17 protein-coding genes and 1 pseudogene are annotated in these 13548 nt (G+C 38.2%); 2 read left to right on the top strand and 16 right to left on the bottom strand.

What is annotated here, in order from left to right; genetic code table 11:
* Positions 1–514 precede the first annotated feature (514 nt).
* On the top strand, positions 515–793 hold the full coding sequence (locus QGM71_RS15985; protein WP_327608571.1) for an AbrB/MazE/SpoVT family DNA-binding domain-containing protein: 279 nt from the start codon (positions 515–517) through the stop codon (positions 791–793).
* A 74-nt stretch (positions 794–867) separates the two neighbouring features.
* Here QGM71_RS15985 and rsmI read toward each other — a convergent pair whose 3' ends face one another.
* The 16 genes and pseudogenes from rsmI to dnaX form a co-directional block, all read right to left on the bottom strand.
* Positions 868–1740, bottom strand: coding sequence for a 16S rRNA (cytidine(1402)-2'-O)-methyltransferase (gene rsmI / locus QGM71_RS15990; protein WP_327608572.1), 873 nt, complete (start codon positions 1738–1740; stop codon positions 868–870).
* Entirely contained in the window at positions 1718–2014 is a 297-nt protein-coding gene (locus QGM71_RS15995) for a GIY-YIG nuclease family protein (RefSeq protein ID WP_327608573.1), read from the bottom strand. Before QGM71_RS15995 ends, rsmI begins: the two co-directional genes overlap by 23 nt.
* Positions 2004–2747: a tRNA1(Val) (adenine(37)-N6)-methyltransferase gene (locus tag QGM71_RS16000; protein ID WP_327608574.1), complete on the bottom strand. Its 744-nt coding sequence runs from the start codon at positions 2745–2747 to the stop codon at positions 2004–2006. The genes QGM71_RS15995 and QGM71_RS16000 overlap by 11 nt, the downstream gene beginning before the upstream one ends.
* A 126-nt stretch (positions 2748–2873) precedes the next feature.
* A complete protein-coding gene (gene yabA, locus QGM71_RS16005; protein ID WP_327608575.1) occupies positions 2874–3224 on the bottom strand; it encodes a DNA replication initiation control protein YabA in 351 nt (116 codons plus the stop codon).
* A gap of 15 nt (positions 3225–3239) precedes the next feature.
* Positions 3240–4067 carry a PSP1 domain-containing protein gene (locus QGM71_RS16010; RefSeq protein ID WP_327608576.1) on the bottom strand — a complete coding sequence of 276 codons (828 nt, stop codon included), beginning with the start codon at positions 4065–4067 and terminating at the stop codon, positions 3240–3242.
* 5 nt (positions 4068–4072) lie between these two features.
* On the bottom strand, positions 4073–5065 hold the full coding sequence (gene holB / locus QGM71_RS16015; protein WP_327608577.1) for a DNA polymerase III subunit delta': 993 nt from the start codon (positions 5063–5065) through the stop codon (positions 4073–4075).
* A 19-nt stretch (positions 5066–5084) separates the two neighbouring features.
* Entirely contained in the window at positions 5085–5519 is a 435-nt protein-coding gene (locus QGM71_RS16020; protein WP_327608578.1) for a YaaR family protein, read from the bottom strand.
* A 164-nt stretch (positions 5520–5683) separates the two neighbouring features.
* Positions 5684–6013: a cyclic-di-AMP receptor gene (locus QGM71_RS16025; RefSeq protein ID WP_327608579.1), complete on the bottom strand. Its 330-nt coding sequence runs from the start codon at positions 6011–6013 to the stop codon at positions 5684–5686.
* Positions 5982–6660 (bottom strand): annotated as a pseudogene (gene tmk / locus QGM71_RS16030) (dTMP kinase). The gene QGM71_RS16025 and the pseudogene tmk overlap by 32 nt, the downstream one beginning before the upstream one ends.
* An 18-nt stretch (positions 6661–6678) precedes the next feature.
* A complete protein-coding gene (locus QGM71_RS16035; protein ID WP_327608580.1) occupies positions 6679–8091 on the bottom strand; it encodes an aminotransferase class I/II-fold pyridoxal phosphate-dependent enzyme in 1413 nt (470 codons plus the stop codon).
* 78 nt (positions 8092–8169) lie between these two features.
* The gene (locus tag QGM71_RS16040; RefSeq protein WP_327608581.1) at positions 8170–8361 is read right to left on the bottom strand and encodes a sigma factor G inhibitor Gin; all 192 of its coding nucleotides are present in this window, start codon (positions 8359–8361) and stop codon (positions 8170–8172) included.
* A gap of 69 nt (positions 8362–8430) precedes the next feature.
* A complete protein-coding gene (locus tag QGM71_RS16045; protein ID WP_327608582.1) occupies positions 8431–8694 on the bottom strand; it encodes a pro-sigmaK processing inhibitor BofA family protein in 264 nt (87 codons plus the stop codon).
* Between the two features lie 467 nt (positions 8695–9161).
* Positions 9162–9380, bottom strand: a complete 219-nt coding sequence (locus QGM71_RS16050; protein WP_327608583.1) for a YaaL family protein — start codon at positions 9378–9380, stop codon at positions 9162–9164.
* A 16-nt stretch (positions 9381–9396) separates the two neighbouring features.
* Positions 9397–9993, bottom strand: a complete 597-nt coding sequence (gene recR / locus QGM71_RS16055) for a recombination mediator RecR (protein WP_327608584.1) — start codon at positions 9991–9993, stop codon at positions 9397–9399.
* A gap of 18 nt (positions 9994–10011) precedes the next feature.
* Positions 10012–10332, bottom strand: coding sequence for a YbaB/EbfC family nucleoid-associated protein (locus QGM71_RS16060; protein ID WP_327608585.1), 321 nt, complete (start codon positions 10330–10332; stop codon positions 10012–10014).
* A gap of 75 nt (positions 10333–10407) precedes the next feature.
* Positions 10408–12105, bottom strand: a complete 1698-nt coding sequence (gene dnaX / locus QGM71_RS16065) for a DNA polymerase III subunit gamma/tau (RefSeq protein ID WP_327608586.1) — start codon at positions 12103–12105, stop codon at positions 10408–10410.
* Between the two features lie 199 nt (positions 12106–12304).
* Here dnaX and QGM71_RS16070 point away from each other — a divergent pair, with 199 nt between their 5' ends.
* Entirely contained in the window at positions 12305–13489 is a 1185-nt protein-coding gene (locus QGM71_RS16070; RefSeq protein WP_327608587.1) for a DHH family phosphoesterase, read from the top strand.
* Positions 13490–13548: the final 59 nt, after the last annotated feature.

Consider the following 13548-nt stretch of genomic DNA (forward strand, 5'->3'; position numbering starts at 1 on the left):
TGTTGGCATTATTTACACCTCCTATACTACTTATTATATCAAACCGAACATCAGTTTGTCTTGATATTACTTTTTAATTTCAAACAAAAGCAATTCATCACACATCTGAAGAAGTGGGCTTTCTCGCTTTAAATTCTGTAATGAAAATACTGACTGGGGGAATTTTCGACATAACCACTGCACCTTGTCGAAAAATGTCGAAATTAACTTTACAATAAATGGAACCTTAAATGACCAGCTTTTCTTTTTAAAAACGAAAATTAAAAGAAAAAGTCATATATAGAAGGGTTTACAGAACTATTATTTTAATAAATATATAATTTTCTAAATAACTTTATTTTTTAATAAAAATTTATTGACTTAAAAAGATTTGGTTGTTATTCTATTTCATATACAGATGTCGAAATATGACGATTTTTTTAATAACTGTAAAATTAGTAGAAAAACAAATGATACCACCATAATTAAGATGGTATATCAAAATTGTTTTTCTTACCTTTTTAGGGGGAGAAATATGAAGTCTACTGGAATTGTACGTAAAGTTGATGAGCTTGGACGTGTAGTCATACCAATTGAACTGCGTCGTACACTGGATATCCATGAAAAAGATGCCATGGAAATTTATGTGGATAATGACAAAATAATACTGAAGAAATATAAACCAAATATGACTTGTCATTTAACTGGGGAAGTTTCAGATGATAACTTATCATTAGCAAATGGTAAACTGGTCCTCAGCCAAGAAGGTGCAAAAGAATTAATTGAAGAAATTCAATCACGATTTAACAAATAGATACCATCTTTTAACTAACTTTAAATGTCTAAAAAGGGTTGACGCCTGCTTCAAGCACGTCAGCCCTTTTTCTTTTATTCGATATGGTAATTCTGGTATACGTCTCGTTTAGGCATTTTCCTATCTGTTGCAACTTGTTTGATCGCCTCTTTGCTCGTTAGCCCTTTCTCTTGGATATAATAAGTAACATGTTCTATTACTGCTAAGTGACTCCACCACAGTGAAGTATCTTCTTCCGCTGCTGCAGCACTTCCTTCTACAACAAGACAGAATTCACCCTTTAGTTCTGTTACTTCCACCCATTCCAAAAGCTCGTCTACCGAACCTCTAATATACTCTTCAAACCGTTTCGTTAATTCCCGTGCAATAACCAGTTGTCGATTTCCCAGTTGTTCCTGCATTACTTTCAGTGTTTCCTTCAGACGGTACGGTGATTCATAAAAGAGAACCGTCGATTGCAGGCGCTTTAAACGGTCTAATTCCAGCTCCTTGTCTTTCTTCTTACGTGGCAGAAAACCATAGAACAAGAACTCATTTGATGGTAAGCCTGAACCAACCAGTGCACAAAGAGCAGCGTTGGCACCTGGTAGGACGACAACATGCAGGTCTCGACTGATTGCAGCTTGAACTAACTCATAGCCGGGATCTGAAATTGCAGGCATTCCTGCATCACTTACAAGTGCAATCGATTCCCCTTTTTCGACACGGTTTAATAACTGTTCTTCACGAGCCATCTTATTATGCTCATGATAACTAATCAGCCCTGTAGAGATCTCAAAATGATTAAGCAGTTTTTTCGTATTTCTTGTATCTTCTGCAGCGATTAACGCAACCGATTTTAAAATTTTCAATGCTCGGTACGTGATGTCTTCTAGGTTACCTATTGGTGTAGGAACAACATATACGATACCCCTTGTCTGGTCCTCAAAGCTTTTCTGTATTTTCAAACTGCATCACTTCTTTCAGCCTATCACGAATAAGCTGGAATTTTTCTTTTCGGTTCAGTTGTTTAATCCGGTATTCCTTCTGCATGGCTTCTTCCTTTGTTGGAAACTTTTCTATGAATACAACCTGGAATGGGCCACGCCCTCTGGTGTACTTAGCACCTGTTCCTTCCGTATGCATCTTAAGCCGGTTTTCCATATCATTTGTATACCCTGTATACAATGTGTTATCACTACATTTTAAAATATAAACGATATGCTCATTATTATCTGTCATAAATAATATCCCCTGCTTCTGTTGTGTATGTTCCGTCGGCATTATAAATATATAATGGCGGTAGGATTTTTAAATCTGCTTTTCCGTCGCGAATCCCTTCTATTAACAACATGTTCGCGTCCTTCCCTTTTTTCGGATAAACAAACTGGAGACGTTTTGGCTCGAGTTTGTATTTTCTAAACGTCTCGATGATATCCACAAGCCTGCCTGGTCGATGGACCATTGCTACCTTTCCGCCAGGTCGAACATGTAACTTACAAGCCTTAACCACATCTTCCAGCGTACATAGCACTTCATGCCTTGCTATTGTTAAGAATTCATTCTGGTTATGCTCCGTTTTTGAAGGTGTCGGAAAATAAGGTGGATTACATGTTACTACATCAAATGTGCTCTGTCCAAGTATTGGCTGCATTTCCTTTATATCACCGTGAATGACCGATATCTGTTCAATAAGTTCATTTTGAACTATACTTCTCTCAGCCATACCGAAAATCCGTTCCTGAATCTCTACACCTGTAATCGCAGCTTTTGTCCTTTTTGACAATAATAAAGGGATGACACCATTACCAGTACACAAATCTAATATTGTCCCTTTTTTTATCGGAACATACGTAAAGTTTGCAAGCAATACAGCGTCAAGAGAAAAAGAGAAAGCAGTCGGACTTTGAATAATCTTCATGCTCTGATCGGCTGTTAAATAATCAAATCGTTCATCATCAAATAATTGTACCATTATTAATTCCTTTCCTGTCTTAAAAGATCAAAGCTCTACTTTGCATTCAGTGGCCATAATGACATTTTGTATCATGGAACTATGAAAGAAGAGCTGTCCCGGAATTCGAGACAGCTCTATTACAGGTTATTTCGTTTTATTTAAAAAATCAAGACAAAAGATACAATCTTCATTTCGTCTCGGACTACCAAATTCCAGGTTGCAAATATGAAAACCTTCTTCATATAATCGTGCTAAATTATCATACCCTTCTCCTGGAATTCCCTTTGATTGCGCATTATTAGTCATTGTTTTTTCTCTGCTATCTGCTTCTGAATGTTCCAGATGATTACGCAAATTACGATTTTCCAAAGCAAGCCTATGATTTTCTTCCAACAAATCGCTTAGTCGGCCTTTTAAGTCACCGAGTTGTTCATATAATTCGCCGATTTGCTTCTCCATATCAGATACTTGATCAAAAATTTGTCTGTTATTCACGCCTACCTCACCCCGTTATTCTGTGGCTTGCGCTAAAATAATTCCTTGTTCAATTAGTTCATCTAAAGTATATTCGATTACCCGTTCCTTTTCAGGGATTTCGATTTGGACGAGACGCTCCAGGATGTTAATCCCAACTACTTTTCCATTACCAAATGGTGTCTTAATAGCTTGCCCTATATCAGGTAAATCACGCTTCGCTGTTTCATAATCATCATTCTCATATTTCAGGCAACACATTAATCGACCACATAATCCGGAAATTTTTGCTGGGTTAAGAGATAGGTTTTGATCTTTAGCCATTTTAATAGATACAGGTTCAAAGTCTCCCAAAAACGTAGAACAACAAAGCATTCTACCACACGGGCCTATTCCACCAAGCATTTTAGCTTCGTCACGGACACCAATCTGCCTTAACTCAATTCGCGTTTTAAACATAGCTGCCAAGTCTTTTACCAGATTACGGAAGTCTACTCGACCATCTGCAGTGAAATAAAAAATAATCTTGTTGCGGTCGAATGTATACTCTACCTCCACTAGATTCATATCCAGTTTATGTTCAGTAATCTTTTCTTTGCACGTATCGAAAGCTTTCTCAGCCTGCTCCTGATTTTCGACAACAGTTATCTTGTCCTTCTCATTCGCTATTCGAATTACTTTCTTTAGTGGAAGTACAACATCTTCCTCATCAACCTGTTTATTTGTAATTACAACTTTACCAAACTCGATCCCTCTTACTGTCTCTACAATAACATAGCTGTCTAATGAAATGTTGTGTTTTTCTGGATCAAAATAATATATTTTACCCGCTTTCTTAAAACGGACGCCAATTACTTCTATCACATCTATCACCTCTGTATTTGAAGTGTAAGTTGTTCAATCACTAATGTAGGATGAACATTTTGCTTCACTTTTCTTTTTGCTTGTAAAATAGCATTTAAAATAAATACTAATTTTTCCTGGGAGAAAGTCATTGCTGATTTTCCAAGCAATTCATCCTGTGGGTTAAAAAACACCATTGTATCTTTATTGCCTATATGGTAGTAAAGAATATCCTTGAATGCCAGAAGCAATAAATCCAATCCCTGCTCCTGCCCGCTTCGCTCTTTGAAATGGGTCACCCAATAATTATGAATATATAGAAAAATATCTTCTTTATTCGTAGAAAACATTTCTACTAATTGTACCACTATTTTTCTAGCAGTAGCAAACCAATCATCACCACTCCAAGTAAATGCATCGTCAAAATTATTTGTTAAAGCACTCATTAAAGCCGCATTATCCTGTGTCATGCCCTTTTCAACTAATTGTTTTTGAAAAGAAGCTGGATTTAGTGGCTGTAAGTCAACGACTTGGCAACGAGATCGTATCGTTGAGATAATTGACTGACTGTTCTCTGTCAGCATAATCGCTGTAGTTTGTTTACTAGGCTCTTCCAGGAATTTCAAAATACGATTTGCTGCATTTAATGTTAGTGTATCAGCACCTTGAATAACATATACCTTTTGGCTTGATTCGAGCCCAGAATATGTAAATTCCTTCTGAAGATTTTTAATTTGCTCTATTTTAATCGATTGTCCTTCTGGCTCAATCCAATGTACATCTGGATGGTTTCCCGAAGTAATTCGTTTACATGCGTTACATTCGTGACATGGTTCCACACTTGTTTTATTTATATCGCAAAATAGTCTTTTTGCGAGTAATAAAGCAATTGCCTCTTTCCCAGTACCACGTTCTCCCTGCAGTAGATACGCGTGAGAGATACGGTCTTTTCTAATACTGTTTGTAATTATTTTACTTGCCAATGGTTGAACCTCTGCAACCTCAGACCATGTTTTCATAAGTAACCGTCCTTAGTTATCACGTATATATATTAATCAGCAGACCTTTTATTTCGCCTATTAAGCCTAAAATATCCACTGTCTTTTTTTCCTGGTTCATAATTTCTTCTGTTAAATCTAGTAATCTCTCATCTACTTGTTTAACAATTGCTAATTTGCGATTCTGACCGTCCAAGCTAAAACTATGTGATTTCTGTAAATCAAGACCATTATTTACAGTTTCCTGAAGAAAACCCTTAACCATCCGTTTGAACTTTGCCAGCTCACGGAGTGATCGAAAACGGACAAGCTTGTCTCCCTGCAACGTAATACTTTTCATCAACTGCTGCAGTTCCTGTTGCTTTAAACTTTGAGTTTGAGACTGAAGCCGCTTATTAAATGCCTGTGTGTCAGCCACAGCAGGACGGGTATATTTAGTTTCAGTCTGTGTTTTCATTTCATGACTAATTTTCATCGACCTCAGCCCCTTCCAAAAGTATTAGTGGTGCTACTATAACCGAAACATCATATTAGCCCCGTCCAGCTCAGCGCCCGTCTTTATATTAACGACGTATAAATCAATTATTAGTTACAATTCAATACTTGAAAAGCAGCTATTTATGAAAAAAAGCCTCTTCTTTAGAATTGAAAAAATGATTCGATCGGCAGAACGAAACAAGTTGCTCCACCAACTTCAACTTTAACTGGCTTTGGAATATAAGAATCGGCATTGCCGCCCATTGGTGAAATTGGTGCAACCATTTGTTCACGGTGTGAGCAATTAACTTTTATTATTTCTAAAGCCTCGTCTAAATACGCATCCTCACAACCAATCATAAGTGTCGTATTACCTTCCTTTAAAAAGCCACCGGTAGTTGCAAGCTTCGTTGTTTTAAAGTTTTCTTCTCCCAGTGCATCAACAAGGCGATTAGAATCTTTATCCTGAACAACAGCTATAATTAACTTCACACTGCATACCTCCCTTATTATTTACTCAGATATGAAACAATACGATTTATTGCGTCTTTCTCAACAGATTCAATCGTTTGATCCGCATTGATGGTTTGAATGCGGTTTGGGAACCTTTCTACCAGAATATGATAGGCTTTGTATACTTGTTCGTGAAAATAAATTTCTTCCATATCCAAACGGTTTCTTTCTCTATCTTTATTCGCCGCAATGCGTTCTAATCCCTTTTTTGGTTCGATGTCAAAAAATAATGTTAGGTTGGGCATGCAATCCTGAATGGCAAATTGATTAATAGCAAAGACCTCATCTATTCCCAGACCACGCGCATACCCCTGATATGCAAGACTGCTATCGATAAAACGGTCACATAAGACAATTTTACCCTGATTTAATGCAGGCAATACTTTTTCTACCAAATGCTGTCTGCGTGCTGCCGCATACAGTAATGCTTCCGTGCGCTCTTCCATTTCAGTGTTCAGTGGGTCTAGTATAATTCTCCTGACCTGTTCCGCAATTTCAATTCCTCCTGGCTCACGGGTTGCAATTACATCATAGCCCAGGTTGCTAAGCCTCTTACTTAAAGAAAGAAGAATAGAGGTTTTACCCGCTCCCTCGCCACCTTCAAATGTTATAAAATGTCCGTTCACGTATTTTCTTCCCCTTCTTCAACTGCTGTAAATCCTGATGCTGTGATTGTTACGCTGCTGTATTCGTACACCTTGAATGCGCATGCGTTCAATGACATCTATATGCGTTGCTGTGATTGTTTCTCCCTTAAGAACCAGTGGGACTCCGGGTGGATAAGGAATTACCGCTTCTGCTGCTCTATATCCTATTGCCTCTGTGAAGGGCACATGTATGGTTTGTAATTTATTCATGGCTTGATATGACAAAGTCAATTCCTGGATCGTCTCCGGAAAAAGACCCGCTATGTCTATTATATCATGATTGACACTATTTTTTAATTGCTCATTGACTCTTTTTACCGCTTTTCTTAAATGACCCATCTTTTGAAAAGGGGCAAGTCCATGAATAAGTAAAATCTGATTATGTGTTACGAGTTCCGGAAAGATGTTTTGCTTTTCAAAAAGTTCTGCAACATCCTTCGCAGAAACGCCCTGTTTCATATGTAGAGTCAACTTTAAAGGATCATCCGCTATCAGTACATCCCAATACTTTGTACGCTCTAAAATGCCTCTTATTTTTATTACACTTTGCAGAATACTCCCGATTTCTTCTTTTTTTAAAGTAGCTAAAAAGGAACGCGCAATATCCAAGGAAGCCATTAGCGGATAGGACGGGCTGCTGGATTGAATCATCTGCAGGTAATGTGCAACTTTTTCCATTGAAACGAACCTGGATTTCATATGTAAAAAGGAAGCCATTGTCATTGCTGGTGCCATCTTATGGGCAGACTGAACAACCACATCTGCACCAAGTTCTAAAGCGGATGTGGGTAGAGGGTTTCCAAGTGAAAAATGTACCCCATGTGCTTCGTCGACTAACACAGGTACATGGTATTCATGGACTAGCTCTATCATATCTTTTATTTCATACGTCTTTCCGAAGTAATCAGGATAGGTTAGGACAACTGCTTTTACATCTGGGTGCCTTTGAAGTGCTTTCCGTACTGTATCCAAGCTTGGGTGCGTATAGCGATCGACACGTGGGTCGTATTCAGGTGCAATAAATACTGGCTTGGCCCCGCTTAGTTCTAATCCGTTCATAATTGATTTATGGCTATTACGCTGCACAATAATTTTATCGCCCGCAGAACAGGTTGCTAAAATCATCGCCAGATTCCCTGCAGTACTACCCCCGACAAGAAAAAAAGTGTGATCCGCATGGAAAAAATCTGCCGCCAGCATTTCTGCTTTAGCAATTGCTTCTGTTGGTGCATGCAGGTCATCAAGGCCCGTAAGCTCGGTCATATCAAATTTTAAAATGGAATCAAAATAACCCCGCGCCTGTTCCGGGAAAATAGTACCATTTTTATGTCCCGGGACATGGAAAGATATTGGATTGTTTTCTTTAAATTGTATAAGGCTTTGGTATAAAGGGATCCAATGTTGCTTCATATCATATCTCTCCGTCTGTATTATATAGCTTCATACTAGACCAAAAGAAAAAGCCTTTGCAAGCAAAGACTTCAGTATCTAGGAATATAATTTCGGTTGATTAATATTTTTTAATTTTTTTAGGTAGTAATTATACTTATCTTCTCTCGGCTCGGTGTGAATCATATTATGCTCACATTCACAGCAGATAAATAGGGTATATAAATGAATCCCCTTTTCCTTTTCTTCCTCACAAATACCACAACGCTCAAACGTCGTACTCTGTTTCATTTCCCCACCTCCGTTAGAAAGTAGTATCTCCTAATCTAACAAAATATATACAGGGAAACTGTGAAACTTTTATATAATAAATAAATGAATGGCTGCCAGTGAGGCTAGTCCAAATACACCTAGAAATCCGGATATGACAGCCGTAAATAGATTTATAGGTATGTGTAACCCGATCGCTCCTCCAAAGACATTAAAGAAGAATAAAAACAAGATGCCAATTCCCAATTTAACCGTGCTATGTCCAATAAAACGCATTGGCTTAATCGGAGCCCCAACAAATAAAAGCACAATAATTAATGCAACCATAATAGATATAACGAGTGTCGAACTCAATGCAACTCAACTCCTTTTTCTTGTCCCATAATAGTACATATGCTGGCGACGATGAAAGTAGAACAAAGTTCGAGGTGCGATATTTCACTGGGGCTCCATTCAAATTGGATTTTGATTCATTGTGTTGGCGATCCGGTGGATTATAATATGGCAGAACTTTAATCCACGCTCGTTTCGCATACGTGTTTTTAAAGTAATCCCAAATGTTACCCATTTTGAGTAAAACCCAGGCCACATCACACCAACGTGATTGCGAATAGTGTCAGCCTGGGCTCTTGAACAATTTTGCATGCAAGGTATTATCTTAAATGCAACACCACTAGCAATTTCCTTTGATTCTACTTTGCTGATGTCGCATCAGGCAAAGGTATTCCTTCTTCTTTCATAAACCGACTCAGCTTTTTTACACAAAAAAACAAGGAAGCATATTCTCTTCCTTGTCCTTTCAATAGATTTACTCTTAATTATCACCGGTACCTGATTGCACTTACTTTGCGGCGTCTTGCTTCGCGTAGCAGAAATAAATATTTTGCCTGTGCAAGAGTTTCTCTTTGCCTACCGCTCACACTCGGCTCAATGCTCTTTTCCATAATGGATTCAATTTGTTTCCATTCACGTTCTATAGCAAATATTGAATCTAGTAATTGACCATCCATGTCTTTTTTCTTTATTTTCTTCTTACTCATACGCTTCACCTAACTCCTACAAATCTCTTCTACCCTCTAAGGCCTTTGATAATGTCACTTCATCCGCATACTCCAAATCGCCACCCACAGGTAAACCGTGTGCGATTCTAGTTGTACGGATGCCTGATGGTTTAACAAGACGTGAAATATACATAGCTGTTGCTTCCCCTTCGATGTTCGGGTTTGTAGCTAAGATCAATTCGCTTACTTCTTCATCTTTTAAACGATTAATCAAGTCAGGTACATTGATATCTTCTGGGCCAATGCCATCCATTGGAGAAATTGCTCCATGAAGAACATGGTACTTCCCATGATATTCTTTCATCTTTTCCATTGCAATGACATCCTTTGGATCCTGCACCACACAAATAATAGATTGATCTCTAGAAGTATCCTGGCATATTGAACAGGGTTCCTGATCGGTAATATGCCCACAGATCTTGCAGTGTGTTAGCTCCCGTTTTGCATTGACTAATGAATTTGCAAAATCAAAGACATCATCATCATTCATATTTAGTACAAAAAAGGCCAGACGGACAGCCGTTTTGGGTCCAATACCCGGCAATTTTGTAAAACTGTCAATCAGTTTAGAAATCGGTTCTGGATAATACATCTAGCGTGCCTCCTAGAGCTAGAACATTCCAGGCATATTCAACCCTTTCGTGAATTGTCCCATCGTATCGTTAGTTTTATCTTCAATTTGCTTAATTACATCATTTGTCGCAGTAAGTATAAGATCCTGCAGCATTTCAACATCATCTGGGTCTACTACATCTTCTTTAATTTGAACATCTGTAATTTCCTTTTTCCCATTTGCAATAATAGTAACCATTCCACCACCTGCTGATGCTTCAAAGCTCATTTCATGCAGTTTGTCCTGTGCCTCCATCATTTGCTTTTGCATCTTTTGCATTTGTTTCATCATTCCGCCCATATTTCCCATGCCTTTCATGGAAAACGCCTCCTTTAAAATTAACTTTATTTTTTTTGTTGCTGATCAATAGGTCTGCCCTTTGATCAGGTATTTCTATTCTCGAATTTCCAATAAGTCATCCCCAACAAGCTTTCTTGCTTCTTCTATGAAAGGGTCCGCTTGAGCTTGTTCATCTTGTTGCGTTGTTGCTGTTTCTTGCTTATTTATATATTCCGTACGCAGCTCTGTCCAGTTATGCTCCGGTATAGGTATGATGGTTAATTGCTTATCCATCACACTTGCCAGTACGGATTCAATTGTTTCCCGATTATCTAGAAACAGGGAACAATGAATTTCATATTTAAAGGCCACTACAAGTGCTTGGTCGGATGCAGCTGCAGGCTTACTATCCTGAATTGTAGCATGGGCTGGTGCACTTGTCGTTTTTAGTTTACTTAAAAACTGCGCCCATTGTGAATGTACCTGCTTCAATGCTGGTTTTTCCGCCTGCTTTAATACCTCGCGAATTTTTTCAAAAGGTATTTTGTAGTTGTTTTTTGAACCTCTTGCCTGTGGCTTACGTGCTTCCCTCTGTGGCGAAGGTTGCGAGCTCACAACAGGATTCTGTTTTAATGCAGCTAACTCTTTTTCCAATTGAGCCATTTTCGATGTCAATTTAATAACTGACTCTGAATCGACCGAAGCAGACGTTGCTGATTTCTGTTCATAATAGCGGTTTGTAAGACTTAAGATAGTTATCTCTATAAATACTTTCGGGCTATTTGTCCATTTAATTTCCTGCTGACACTGGTTCAACTGCATAATTGCATCTTGAATCCAGGTTATTGACACAGCTTCAGCTAACGCATGGAAACTCTCATCTACTCTAGCACGTTCCAATAAACCTTCTAAGGATGGCGCACTTTTAAACAGCAGTAAATCCCTCATAAAGTAAATCATATCATAGACAAATCGACCAGGGTCTTTACCACTTTGGATTAAATCGTCCACTAATTTCAGTGCATGCTGTACATCTTTATCATGCATTGATTTTACAATATCAGTTAGGATTACCTGAGAGACACCACCAGTAACTGCTAATACATCTTCCAGCTCTACACGTTCTTCACTATAGGATATCGCTTGATCCAAAATACTTAAAGCATCACGCATTCCACCTTCTGCAGCCAATGCAATGGTCTCAAGTGCCTCTATTGAGACAGGAATGCCGTCCGCATCAATAATTGTCTGCATCCGATCTACAATTGCTTTACTGGAGATCGGCTTAAAGTCAAAGCGCTGGCACCGGGAAATAATCGTTAATGGTATCTTGTGTGGTTCGGTTGTTGCCAAAATAAACACCACATGTTTTGGTGGCTCTTCCAGCGTTTTTAGTAAAGCATTAAAAGCATTTACAGATATCATGTGCACTTCATCAATAATATACACTTTGTAAGGAACAGAGCTTGAAGCATACTTAACTTTATCCCTTATTTCACGTATATCATCAACACTGGTATTTGAGGCAGCATCAATTTCAATCACATCAGAAATAGAACCATCCTGAATTCCTAAGCAAGCGCTGCATTCATTACATGGTTCCTTAACTGGTGATCGTTCACAGTTAATTGTTTTTGCAAATATCTTGGCAGCACTTGTTTTCCCTGTACCACGTGGACCGGAAAATAAATAGGCATGCGAAAACTTCTCCTGCGCAATTGCATTTTGCAGTGTTCGTGTAATATGTAATTGTCCAACAACGTCCTGGAAATTCCTCGGACGCCAGACGCGATATAAAGCCTGATAGCTCATAGTACAAATTCCCCTCTGTAATCTCTTCTAATTATACTCTATTTTGGGGGTGGATGTGAACCGAAGTGTATAAAACAATACGAACTAGTGAACTAATTCCCCTCTTATAGTAGTTCCATAAATATGCAGTTTTTACATATAAACTTGCATCAATAATTTTTAACTGATGAACCCATACTACACAGAAGAGGTGAAAACTATGTATAAACTATTGTCACATAATGATTTGGATGGGGTCGGCTGTGGTATCCTTGCCAAACTTGCTTTCGATAAGGAAGTGAAAGTGCGCTACAACTCCATTTCAGGCCTTAATCGTGAAGTAGAATGGTTCTTGGATAATGATAATGCCAATACCTTTTTATTTATCACGGATTTATCTGTAAATGAACATAATGAGAAACGACTTGATGCATTTTATAAAAACGGTGGGAAATTACAGATGATTGACCATCACAAAACTGCTCTGCATTTTAATGAATATGACTGGGGACATGTAGCAGTAGAAGATAATGAAGGGCATTTAAATTCTGCAACCTCATTGTTTTACGAATACCTAATCAATCACCAGCTAATTGAACCCTCAGCTGCGACTGCAGAATTTGTAGAGCTTGTCAGACAGTATGATACGTGGGAATGGGAGAAAAACAATAACCTGAAAGCACAACGGCTTAACGCACTTTTCTTTCTCGTATCAATAGATGAATTTGAAGAAAAAATGATCGATCGGATTTTAACTAATGAACATTTCGATTTTGATGATTTTGAAAAAAAATTACTGGATATGGAAGATAATAAAATTGTACGATACATCCGCAGGAAACGAAGAGAACTGGTTCAAAACCAAATAAATGGTTATTTTGCCGGGATTGTTTATGCAGAATCGTATCACTCTGAACTTGGAAATCAGCTTGGCAAGGAATACCCGCATCTTGATTATATAGCTATTTTGAATATAGGTGGCAAGCGATTGGGTTTTAGAACAATCCATGATCACGTTGACGTTTCTGAAGTAGCCGGCCAATTTGGCGGTGGAGGACATGCAAAAGCATCAGGCTGTTCTTTAACTGAAGAAGCTTACAAACAGTTTGTTGCAAATACCTTTCCATTGGAACCATTACGTGAAGATGCCAGGAGAAACCGTTATAATTTAAAAAAATCCTCCTTTGGTTCCCTTTACAAAAACCGTATGGAGGAACTGTTTCTTCTATACCCACTAAATGATTCTGGATGGGCTGTGCAAAATGATACATTAAATATAGACAAGACCTTCACAACTTTTGAAGATGGGGAGAAATACCTTAAAAGGAATTATGCAGTATGGCTTGTAAGAGATGATACGTTTGTCAGTTACTTAATGGATACTAACGGGAAAAAGCTAAAATGATAAGGTTGAAGCAAGCAGAGGGGTCAGGAGTAAATTACTTCAGGTACGATGCTGCCTCC

Origin of the sequence: Virgibacillus tibetensis, from assembly GCF_036026595.1 — a bacterium.
Classification (GTDB): Bacteria; Bacillota; Bacilli; order Bacillales; family Amphibacillaceae; genus Virgibacillus_P; species Virgibacillus_P tibetensis.

Excerpts from the sequence above, each read along its gene's own strand:
- QGM71_RS15985 (WP_327608571.1), top strand. The coding sequence starts at position 515 with ATGAAGTCTACTGGAATTGTACGTAAAGTTGATGAGCTTGGACGTGTA.
- QGM71_RS15995 (WP_327608573.1), bottom strand. The coding sequence starts at position 2,014 with ATGACAGATAATAATGAGCATATCGTTTATATTTTAAAATGTAGTGAT.
- QGM71_RS16000 (WP_327608574.1), bottom strand. The coding sequence starts at position 2,747 with ATGGTACAATTATTTGATGATGAACGATTTGATTATTTAACAGCCGAT.
- holB (WP_327608577.1), bottom strand. The coding sequence starts at position 5,065 with ATGAAAACATGGTCTGAGGTTGCAGAGGTTCAACCATTGGCAAGTAAA.
- QGM71_RS16020 (WP_327608578.1), bottom strand. The coding sequence starts at position 5,519 with ATGAAAATTAGTCATGAAATGAAAACACAGACTGAAACTAAATATACC.
- QGM71_RS16035 (WP_327608580.1), bottom strand. The coding sequence starts at position 8,091 with ATGAAGCAACATTGGATCCCTTTATACCAAAGCCTTATACAATTTAAA.
- QGM71_RS16040 (WP_327608581.1), bottom strand. The coding sequence starts at position 8,361 with ATGAAACAGAGTACGACGTTTGAGCGTTGTGGTATTTGTGAGGAAGAA.
- QGM71_RS16050 (WP_327608583.1), bottom strand. The coding sequence starts at position 9,380 with ATGAGTAAGAAGAAAATAAAGAAAAAAGACATGGATGGTCAATTACTA.
- recR (WP_327608584.1), bottom strand. The coding sequence starts at position 9,993 with ATGTATTATCCAGAACCGATTTCTAAACTGATTGACAGTTTTACAAAA.
- QGM71_RS16060 (WP_327608585.1), bottom strand. The coding sequence starts at position 10,332 with ATGAAAGGCATGGGAAATATGGGCGGAATGATGAAACAAATGCAAAAG.
- dnaX (WP_327608586.1), bottom strand. The coding sequence starts at position 12,105 with ATGAGCTATCAGGCTTTATATCGCGTCTGGCGTCCGAGGAATTTCCAG.
- QGM71_RS16070 (WP_327608587.1), top strand. The coding sequence starts at position 12,305 with ATGTATAAACTATTGTCACATAATGATTTGGATGGGGTCGGCTGTGGT.